Origin of the sequence: Priestia sp. BR_2 (assembly GCF_041954005.1) — a bacterium.
In the GTDB taxonomy this organism is placed as follows: domain Bacteria; phylum Bacillota; class Bacilli; order Paenibacillales; family Paenibacillaceae; genus Paenibacillus_AQ; species Paenibacillus_AQ lautus_A.
The window spans coordinates 1-9,210 of the sequence record NZ_JAVFHM010000036.1 but is presented as its reverse complement, the minus strand read 5'-3'; the positions used below and the strand labels follow the sequence as shown (position 1 = coordinate 9,210).

Sequence of the window (9,210 nt, the reverse complement as noted above, 5' to 3'; positions counted from 1 at the left end):
ACGCAAGCATCACCGATGGACCTGTCCATTTGATCGTGCTTGCCGAACCCATAAATAACCCGACACCGATGGTGCCGCCCAAAGCAATCATCTGAATGTGGCGAGCTTCGAGCCCCCTCTTTAGTTCGTTGTTTTTCATTCCAAGTTTCCCCCTCTGTTACTCTCTTGGCTGTCAATTTGAACAAGAGCAAAATCTAAACGCTAATATGTAAGGCTTGATCCAATTGTAGTATCTTTTTCCTGTGAAAACAATTATATTCATTTGGTAATCCTGCATCGGAGCCGGAAAAACCCTCCATTTACCCGACAGCCCCGTTCAATCATAATGAACCGATGTCGTTGAATGGAGGGTTCTGTTGTAGGCGTTTCCAATTATTCGGATTGCTCAGGGATGTTACATTCAAACCGGACATTCTCCAGCCACTTGCCTGCAGCGAAATCCCGGCCTCTGACGATTACACGATCTGCATAAACCTCGACGAACAGCCCTTGACTCCCATCTTTATGTTCGTCTTTATCCGTCCATAGGTACGCGACAGAGGATCCGTTAAACATATAAGGCAGTTGTTCCTGTCCATCGAACATGGTATGCTGCGCCTCCAGCTCCCAGTGAGTATGCCCCGTGAACAGGATGGCATGCCGGTGTTTAGCCAAAACTTTCTTGAGCGCTTCGTCCTGAGCAACGCCGTACCATCGCTGCGACTCATAAGATCCTGCAACCGTGTCTTTGAGCGGCTGATGCAGGAAGACGAAAGCCGGTTGAACCGGATTCTTGCTCTCGGTTAGCTTAGTATCGAGCCATGTCAGCTGAGTTTCGGACAAGGAAGCAAACAGTTCCAGCCCCTCCTCGGTTCCGAGGAAGATAAAGTGGTACCCATTCACCCAATGATCGTGATAGGGTCCCCTCATCCCCGTGGCATCCAGATAAGCTCCCAAACGTGAAGGCCAATGCCCCAGACCGACATCGTGATTGCCTGCAGCAAAATAACTGACCGGCAATCCTGCGCCATGCTCCCGCCATATTCTGCGAAACTCCGCATATTCCTCCGTACTCCCCTGGTCGGTTAAATCGCCTGCGTGCATAATGCCGTCACTGTCCGGCGCCATTCGTTTAATATCTTCTAGTGCCCTCGCCAAATTACAATTGTAGCTATGTCCAGGGTCCGCCTTCACGTGCGTATCGGTGATAACCTGAAATCGGAGCAGCACGTTCCCCTTCCGGTTTTCTCCATCTTGATTTCGCTTGTTCAAACTACTCAATCCTCCTTCAAAGTGATGTCGAATATGGCCGACGCGTTATCCCGGTGTTCACCGCAACGGTAAAATGCCGTCTAACTAATCATATGCCCAGCATGCCTACGAGTAAGATTCCGATAAAGATAATGCCGGCCGATACGATCCGCAGCCCTCCTTGACCTTCCTTCAGCAGCAATACGCCCAGCAAGGTGCCGAATACGGTTCCAATCTCTCGAAGAGGCGCTATGTATATTAACGGGGACATACTCATGGCAAACAAGAACAACAAATATGAACCTGGAGAAAGGACCGCGCCAACTGCAAGCCATTTTCCATGTTCTCTTATCTCTCTTACCCAGCGGATTTCGCCAAAACGGATAAACGGGGCCAGCCCCAGCATAAATCCGATATTGGATATTTCCAAAAGCAGCGTTGGCGAAAAATGCTGCAGATTCACTTTGTCTACCATCACGTACGCCATCGTGCAAAGCCCCACGGCTGCAGTATAGAAAAGAACCCTGTGAGGGGCATGAAATCTTTGCTTCCTCATAAAGATGCCGCTTGATAGAAAGAAGCCAAATGCAATCAATCCGAGTCCCAGCCATCCCCAGACGGATAACCGCTCGTTCAGGAGAATGACTCCGCAAAGAGGCAACAAGAAAGTGGAAATGCCTCTCATCATCGGGTAGACCTGGGATAGGTCGCCATAGGTTAAGGACTTGGACAAGAAATAGGCATATCCCCCTTGAATGAACACGGACAGGAATAACAAAAGATAACCCGACATGGGTGGATTCGCAGTGACGATTTCGATCATAAAGCCCGGGAGCAGCATAAGCGTGGTGGGGATATAAATGATAAATAAAAACAACTGCTTATTCCCGCTCCACTTTGCCAACATATTCCATATTGCATGTGCCATGCCAGAGCCTAGAACCAATAAAACTGCAAGTGAAATTGCTACACCCCCTCTAAAAACACTAGTTTACACACTTTTATGCTTATAAACACACATTTTCACAACTTGATTTTGATCGTATCATGGGATTTTCTTACTGTCAATTGATATGATGAGCAAAAAAAAGAACCTCGTCGAAAGGCTCTTCTTGTTCCTTTGAAATTATTAGCAATCGATGTTGACCCCTGCCTCCCGATATTGTTCAAGGACATCATGCCCTAGCCCGGAGTCCGTCACAATCCGTTCAATCTGATCCAATCCGCAGACCGGTGTGAGCGAAACCGCGTTAAATTTACTGCTGTCTGCAAGCACGATGACCTTGTGTGCCCGGGCCAGCATTTTCTTCTTCAATTGAATCTCGCTTAACCCATAATCCGTCAAGCCTTCGGTCAGGGATATGCCGCTCACGCTCATAAAGAAAAGGTCGGCATGAAACTGAGTGACAAAGGATTCGGCAAAATCGCCGACCACGCAATGTTCCGAGTTACGGACCACCCCACCGACAAAGATGATCGTGAAATGAGGTTTCTCCATAAGTATCGATGCGATCTGAAAGGAATTGGTCAGTATCGTCAATCGATCAAAGCGCGTCATCAAGGCCTTGGCGAATTCGGTATTGGTGGTGCTTACATCCATGAACAAGGATTGCCCTTCTTCCACGTAGCGGAGGGCAATCTGGGCCAACTCCCGTTTTTCTTGAAGCCTCTTCATTTCCCGCACGGTAAAAGGCAGTTCTTTCTGATAGTCCGCTGCCGGCAAGGTTGCCCCGCCATGAACCCTTTTTAAGAAGCCCTCTTGTTCCAGATATTCCAGGTCTCTTCGAATCGTCTCGAAAGAAACTCCGAATTGCGCGATTAAATCCGTTGTCTTGACCGATTGGATTTCGTGAAGCAGTTTCATGATTTGTTGATGCCGATCATGTGCAAGCATTGAATATTCCTCCAATAAACGACTACCGCGTTTGAATTACTAGTACAGAATACCACAAAAACACACAATCTCACATTGTTCTCTGATATTAAGACGTGATAAGGAGCGATTTACACTTGCTGGGGACTGGACATACTAGTCACAATCTCGAAAAAAGCCGCCATTACCTGGCGACTTTTTCGTAAAATATTTAAAAAATCGTATCCGGCAGATAGTAAATTTTCTGCGTGTTTTTCTTGTTCTTGGGATCCGTCACGATCGTAAAGTAAACCTTCCCGTTCTTGGTCTGAACGCCCTCGATTTCATGCTTTCCCACATTCGTAATTTTCACCAGGCTCTTGTAGGCGCCCGAGCTGGTCATCATGGCGATCTGCGGGGTTTGGCCTTCGGCGCCTCCCGAGGTGTAAATTTTGGAGCTCCCCAGCATATCTGCACCTTGAAACGATCCATTCGGTCTAATAATACGATTGCCGGATTGAGTGAAACTCGCTATGCTCGCTTTTACCGCTGCGGCACTATCCATTCGAACCTGCTTTTTGCTGTCCAGAAGCTTGTTCAGGGCCGCTGTGCTGTATATGGACCAGGTGACGGTCTTTTCCTTGGTTTGTACGCGGAAGAACGTATATTTGCTGTTGCCGCCGCCGTCGACCCTATAGGTTGTGCCTAATCGTTTGCCGGTCTTGTTGGCATAATTCATATAGACGAACCGGTCCAGCTTCGTATAATCGACCTTTGATCCCGCCTTATATTTTAGTCTTGCCACTTGGAGGGACCAGAATTGCTTAGTGGAAGAATCGGCTTTGGAACTGAAGTAGAAATAATGTTCCCCTTTGTACGTATACATATCAAGCGTTTGACAATGGCCGGTATTGGTGACGGTCATTTCGTCAACGTACTTCGCGTCTTTCCCGCTAATAAGCAGCCTGGAAAGATAGCATGTACCCTTAGACCGCTGCGTAACGTAAACATACTTGTCTGCAATATATGCTTTTTGAACGGCCACATTGTGCTTAAGCCCTTTAAGATTATAGGCCAGCTTAGCCGAAGCATTCACGGTTTTGCCTGGTGATGCAGCTGCAGCCGGCAGGACCGGCATGATAAGTAAAATAATGGCGAGAATGAACGATGTAAAAATCTTTAAGTTCTTACCGCTGAGAGCAAAGCGCTCCTGAAACATTAAGATACCTCCTTTGACATGATGTCTCACTGGGGTTGATATGAAGCAGGAATTATAGCTGACGACAGCTAATCACAATCCTCCTTTCGGTTTGCGCGTAATCAGCACTTTTCACTGGAATGTGATGGTAAAATAAAGTGCTGTAACTAATGATTACCCTTTTTTTAAAATAAATCAATATCATCAAGTTCCGAAACATGAAAAAAAGCCGCTGTATTTAGCGACTTTTATTGATCACTTCGTCTTGTAAGAAGCAACATTATAAAGGAAATCATGATCATGGATGCTGTCCACGCCCATGCCATCGTCGTATTGCCTGCATCAACCGCAACGAATATGGCTGTAGGAATGGTCTGTGTTTTGCCCGGAATATTGCCTGCTATCATTAACGTCGCCCCGAATTCACCAAGTCCACGAGCAAATCCAAGAATATAGGCAGTTACCAACGAGCGATAAGTCAAAGGAAGCGTTATATACCTGAAGACCTGCCATTCGTTAGCTCCGTTTGATCGAGCTGCTTCCTCGACATCCCGTTGGACAGAAGAAAATCCCACCTTCATCGTTTGGTAGACGAGCGGGAAGGCTACGACGACCGAAGCGATCACGGCAGCCCACCAAGTAAAAATGACGGGCGCGTCAAAGAGCCATTCCATCCATTGCCCAAACCAGCTTTTTCGACCAAGTATGACCAACAGTACAAAACCAACCACGGTTGGCGGAAGAACTAAAGGGAGCATAAAGGCGGTCTCAAGAACCGTTTTCCCTTTAAAGGATTTGCGTGACATCCACCAGGCAGCAGCCACTCCAAGCAGGACAACCGTTAGGCTGGACAGTACGGAAACCTGTAGCGACAGTTTAATCGGTAACCAGAATTCGTTCCAATTCATATTGGCCCTAATCAATTCGGAACGGAAAATCCGTACTTCACAAAGACGTCCAGCGCTTCTTGAGTCTGCAAATAAGTGTAGAAATCCTCAGCCTCTTTTCGATGTTTCGTTTCCTTTACGATTCCAATCGGATATTCAACAGGCGTGTATGTTGCGGGATCCACAGCAAATGCAACCTTCACTTTGTCAGAGGTTAATGCGTCCGTTTTATACACAAACCCGACATCTGCATTACCCGTTTCTACATATTGAAGAACTTGACGTACGTCTTTACCTTGTACGATCTTGGATTGGAGCGAATCCCAGAAGTTCGTTTTTGTAAGGGCCTCTTTAGCGTAACTTCCCGCAGGCACACTTTCAGGAATGCCAATGGCAATGTTCTTTAGTTCGGATTTGGACAAGTCGGCAAAGCTTGCAACCGGTACTTGTCCATCCGTAGACACGACAGCCACCAACTCATTGCTAAGTACATTTTTTTGTTGATTTGCATCAATCAGTTGTTTATCCACGAGCGCTTCCATGTTCTTGGCTGCGGCTGACAGGAACAAGTCGGCTGGTGCTCCCTGCTCAATCTGCTGCTGCAATGCGCCGGATGCGCCAAAATTAAAATTTAATGTGATATTTGGATTCTTCGTTTTATAATCCTCCTGGATTTCCTTTAGAGCATCTGTCATGCTTGCTGCCGCAGATACGGTCAATTCAACCGTTTCCGCTACTGCCGAAGTTTGCGTATACTTATCCGCAGCTTGAGAAGCGGTATGATCTTTTGCTGCCGTACCGCAACCCGCCATTACTAATATCATGGATAATACAAGAGATAAAACCACGCTAATCTTTGCCGGTTTAATCATGGGTCCCCCTCCAAAAAACTATATTTAGTTATATTCAAGCATAAACATTATACTGTCATGCGCAATTCTTTGTAAACCAAATATATCTATTTATATCTAATTAAATGATATCTATATAATCCGGAAAGGGAAGAAATCAGGAGAATCGTTTGAATTCATTCAATTGTGTTATAATTAGCCTCAAATGTTAAACCACTTATACAGTTAACCGGGAGGAACATGATATGTCCAATGACATGTCTTATACAACGGAGGAAATTGCCAAGCTCTTAAAAATATCCAAACTTACCGTGTATGATCTGATCAAAAAAGGAGAGCTGCCCTCTTATCGGGTCGGCAAACAAATGCGGGTGGATGCTGCTGACCTGGAGGCCTACAAACAAAGGACAAGAACGGTTCCGGCATCCAACCAACCTGTTGAGGCGCTTTCGCCTTCACCTATCCAACCGCCTACATTCACCAGTGGGAATCGCCCGATCGTCATTACCGGTCATGACATTAGCCTAGATATTTTGGCCAAACATATGGAACAAACAATCCCCGCCATACGACCCTTGCGTTCATTTGTCGGCAGCCTCGACAGCTTAATCTCTATGTACAGAGGCGAGTCGGATATCGTCAGCACGCACCTCTTGGACGGAGATACAGGAGAGTACAATCTTCCGTATATTCGAAAGCTGCTCGTTGGTTCTTCCTATGTGGTCGTCAATCTTCTTTCCAGAAATGCAGGGTTATATGTCCAGCCGGGGAACCCCTTCGGTCTTAAAGGGTGGTCTGATTTAGACCGTTCCGGGCTGCGATTCATGAATCGCGAGAAGGGATCAGGCGCCCGCGTGTTGCTCGACGAACAGCTCCGCCTTCACGGAATCAATCCGCAGCAGCTTTCCGGCTATGATCATATACAGACCAATCATCTCGGTGTGGCGACGAAAGTTGCTACCGGTGAAGCCGATGTTGGCGTAGGCATTGAGAAAGCAGCCTCAATAATCGGTCAAATTGATTTTATTCCTTTGATTCAGGAGCGTTATGATCTTGTGATACTTAAAACCACGTGGAGTCAGACTTGGATTCCCGCCCTTTTGCAAATTCTGCAATCGGACACCTTCCAAAAGGAGCTGCGTTCGATTCCGGGGTTTGATGTATCCCGTACAGGAGAAGTCCTGTTTGAGACTTGAGCACGGCAGCAATTTGCATGCTTATAAATAAAAGCCGCATACGATGCGGCTTTTATCGTCTTCATTTACTTATTGTCCTACACCATTCAGAAGTGTCAGGGTTATCTAACAAATCCGTAAATTACTTCTGCACGATCTGAATAAGGTTCCCGCAGGTATCGTCAAAGACAGCTATTGTGAGTTCGCCCATTTTTGTCGGTTCCATCGTAAACTTCACGTCTTTTTCCCTTAACCGCTCGTACTCTTTGCGAATATCTTCAACGCCAAACATGGTTGCCGGGATGCCTTCGGCAAAGATCTTCTTTTGATACTCCTTTGCGGCAGGATGCTCGTTCGGTTCGAGCAAAAGCTCGGTACCGTCTTGAACATCGGGCGAAACAAGCGTTATCCACCTGAATTCTCCGACAGGAACATCTTCCTTTTTAACAAATCCGAGCTTCTCTGAATAAAACTCCAGCGCCCTGTCTTGATCCTGCACGAATATACTGGTTACAATGATTTTCATGATTTTAAGGCCTCCTCCAGCATCATAAAATTATAAATTACTCTATCCATCCTTTCAGCAAATTCTTCAGTGGTTCGTTGTTAAAGATAATGACTCGATATTTCCCCTTACGCTTGGTTATGACGAGTCCGGCATCTTCCAATGCAGCAAGATGTTTAGCTATCGCTTGCCGCGAAATGGAAAGGTTGTGCTTCATGATGAGACGTACCGTAAGTTCATACAACGTCAGCTCATTGCGTTCGGATAGTTCGTCTAACATAAGCCGCCGTGTTGGATCGCTAAGAGCTTTGAATATTGCGTCTTTGTCCCACTTCATAGTCCGATTATAAGCAACCCCAGGGTTGCTTGTCAACAATAAGCAACCTCGTGGTTGCGTGAATAAACCGTAACGTATAATAAGCTTCCTAAGTCCGCCGATCGCCCCAGCCGATTTATTTCCATGCAAGGCATCTGCTTCCTAAATGCTGTTCAATAATTGAAAAAGCCGCGAAAATCGCGGCTTCATGTTGGTATTTATTATAATATTTCCACATACCCCTCTGTTCCATTCACGCGAATGCGCTGTCCATCCTTGATCCTTTTGGTTGCGTTCTCGACGCCGACTACGGCAGGCAATCCATATTCACGCGCAATAACGGCTCCGTGGGTCATCAGTCCGCCCACTTCGGTGATCAATCCTTTAATGGATACAAACAATGGCGTCCAGCTAGGGTCTGTAAAAGCAGTGACTAAGATGTCTCCTTCCTCCAGATCAGCGTCTTCCATGTTTAAGATGACACGTGCTCTTCCCTCAATAACGCCCGAAGAAACTGGCAGCCCTACAATGGCTTCAGCAGGAATATTTTGCCGTTTGTACTCACCAACAATGATCTCGCCATCCGATGTGATCACACGCGGAGGAGTCAGTTTTTCATATAATTTGTACTCGTCTTTTCGTTTGTTGATCATTCGGTAATCCAATTTATTTGTGCGTACGACATCGTGAAGTTCTTCAAAAGAGAGATAATATATATCTTCTCTGTCATGAATAACGCCCGTTTCTACGAGTTGTTCGGCTTCTTTCAGTAAAGCCTGCTTATATACGAAGTAGCGATTAACCATGCCGTATTTCGGATACTCCCGATAACCAATGAAATTCCGGATAAGGTCGATCATTCGTTTGGTTTCTACGGCTTTTTGTTCACCATCCGGCAATCGGCTTAATCGTTCCAGGAGTTCTTGTTCTTTGTTCAGCGCTTCCTGTCGTCCTTGCTCAAACTTTCGATGGCTGGCATTAGGCTCAAAGTTTTTGATGTTACCCAGAATCAACGGGATGAGCGTAGCGGGTTTTTCGCTCCAACGTGTTCTAGTGATATCGATTTCTCCGGCACATCGCATCCCGTATTTGCTGAGAAAATCACGGATCGCGTCTCGGGCTTCACGCCCGCCATCAAACGTAACCAGCTCATCCAAAAAGTCATCATGTTTGACTTGCTGCAAATAATCAATGAC

General features: G+C 46.2%; 10 protein-coding genes and 1 pseudogene. 1 reads left to right on the top strand and 10 read right to left on the bottom strand.

Annotation, left to right across the window (positions count from 1 at the left end; translation table 11 throughout):
* The 7 genes and pseudogenes from RB298_RS00455 to modA all read right to left on the bottom strand — a co-directional run.
* Positions 1-139, bottom strand: a pseudogene (locus tag RB298_RS00455) (amino acid permease); the annotation flags it as partial.
* Positions 140-372: 233 nt separating this feature from the next.
* Entirely contained in the window at positions 373-1,251 is an 879-nt protein-coding gene (locus tag RB298_RS00450) for a metallophosphoesterase family protein (RefSeq protein WP_096773998.1), read from the bottom strand.
* Positions 1,252-1,339: 88 nt separating this feature from the next.
* On the bottom strand, positions 1,340-2,176 hold the full coding sequence (locus RB298_RS00445; RefSeq protein WP_486045205.1) for an EamA family transporter: 837 nt from the start codon (positions 2,174-2,176) through the stop codon (positions 1,340-1,342).
* A 183-nt stretch (positions 2,177-2,359) separates the two neighbouring features.
* Positions 2,360-3,124, bottom strand: coding sequence for a DeoR/GlpR family DNA-binding transcription regulator (locus RB298_RS00440; protein WP_036660720.1), 765 nt, complete (start codon positions 3,122-3,124; stop codon positions 2,360-2,362).
* A gap of 190 nt (positions 3,125-3,314) precedes the next feature.
* Complete coding sequence (locus tag RB298_RS00435) at positions 3,315-4,301, bottom strand: phage baseplate protein (RefSeq protein ID WP_486045203.1); 987 nt, start codon at positions 4,299-4,301, stop codon at positions 3,315-3,317.
* Positions 4,302-4,528: 227 nt separating this feature from the next.
* Positions 4,529-5,188 carry a molybdate ABC transporter permease subunit gene (gene modB, locus RB298_RS00430; protein ID WP_096774580.1) on the bottom strand — a complete coding sequence of 220 codons (660 nt, stop codon included), beginning with the start codon at positions 5,186-5,188 and terminating at the stop codon, positions 4,529-4,531.
* Positions 5,189-5,199: 11 nt separating this feature from the next.
* Positions 5,200-6,039, bottom strand: a complete 840-nt coding sequence (gene modA, locus RB298_RS00425; protein WP_486045201.1) for a molybdate ABC transporter substrate-binding protein — start codon at positions 6,037-6,039, stop codon at positions 5,200-5,202.
* A gap of 224 nt (positions 6,040-6,263) precedes the next feature.
* On the opposite strand from modA, the gene RB298_RS00420 reads away from it, so the two are divergent.
* Positions 6,264-7,214 carry a helix-turn-helix transcriptional regulator gene (locus tag RB298_RS00420; protein ID WP_096774002.1) on the top strand — a complete coding sequence of 317 codons (951 nt, stop codon included), beginning with the start codon at positions 6,264-6,266 and terminating at the stop codon, positions 7,212-7,214.
* A 121-nt stretch (positions 7,215-7,335) separates the two neighbouring features.
* Here the strand turns inward: RB298_RS00420 and RB298_RS00415 are convergent, their stop codons facing one another.
* The 3 genes from RB298_RS00415 to RB298_RS00405 form a co-directional block, all read right to left on the bottom strand.
* Positions 7,336-7,719, bottom strand: coding sequence for a VOC family protein (locus RB298_RS00415; protein WP_096774003.1), 384 nt, complete (start codon positions 7,717-7,719; stop codon positions 7,336-7,338).
* Positions 7,720-7,756: 37 nt separating this feature from the next.
* Complete coding sequence (locus RB298_RS00410; RefSeq protein ID WP_486045208.1) at positions 7,757-8,035, bottom strand: ArsR/SmtB family transcription factor; 279 nt, start codon at positions 8,033-8,035, stop codon at positions 7,757-7,759.
* A 200-nt stretch (positions 8,036-8,235) separates the two neighbouring features.
* Positions 8,236-9,210: PEP-utilizing enzyme (locus RB298_RS00405; RefSeq protein WP_486045198.1), on the bottom strand; the 975-nt coding region annotated here is incomplete at its 5' end.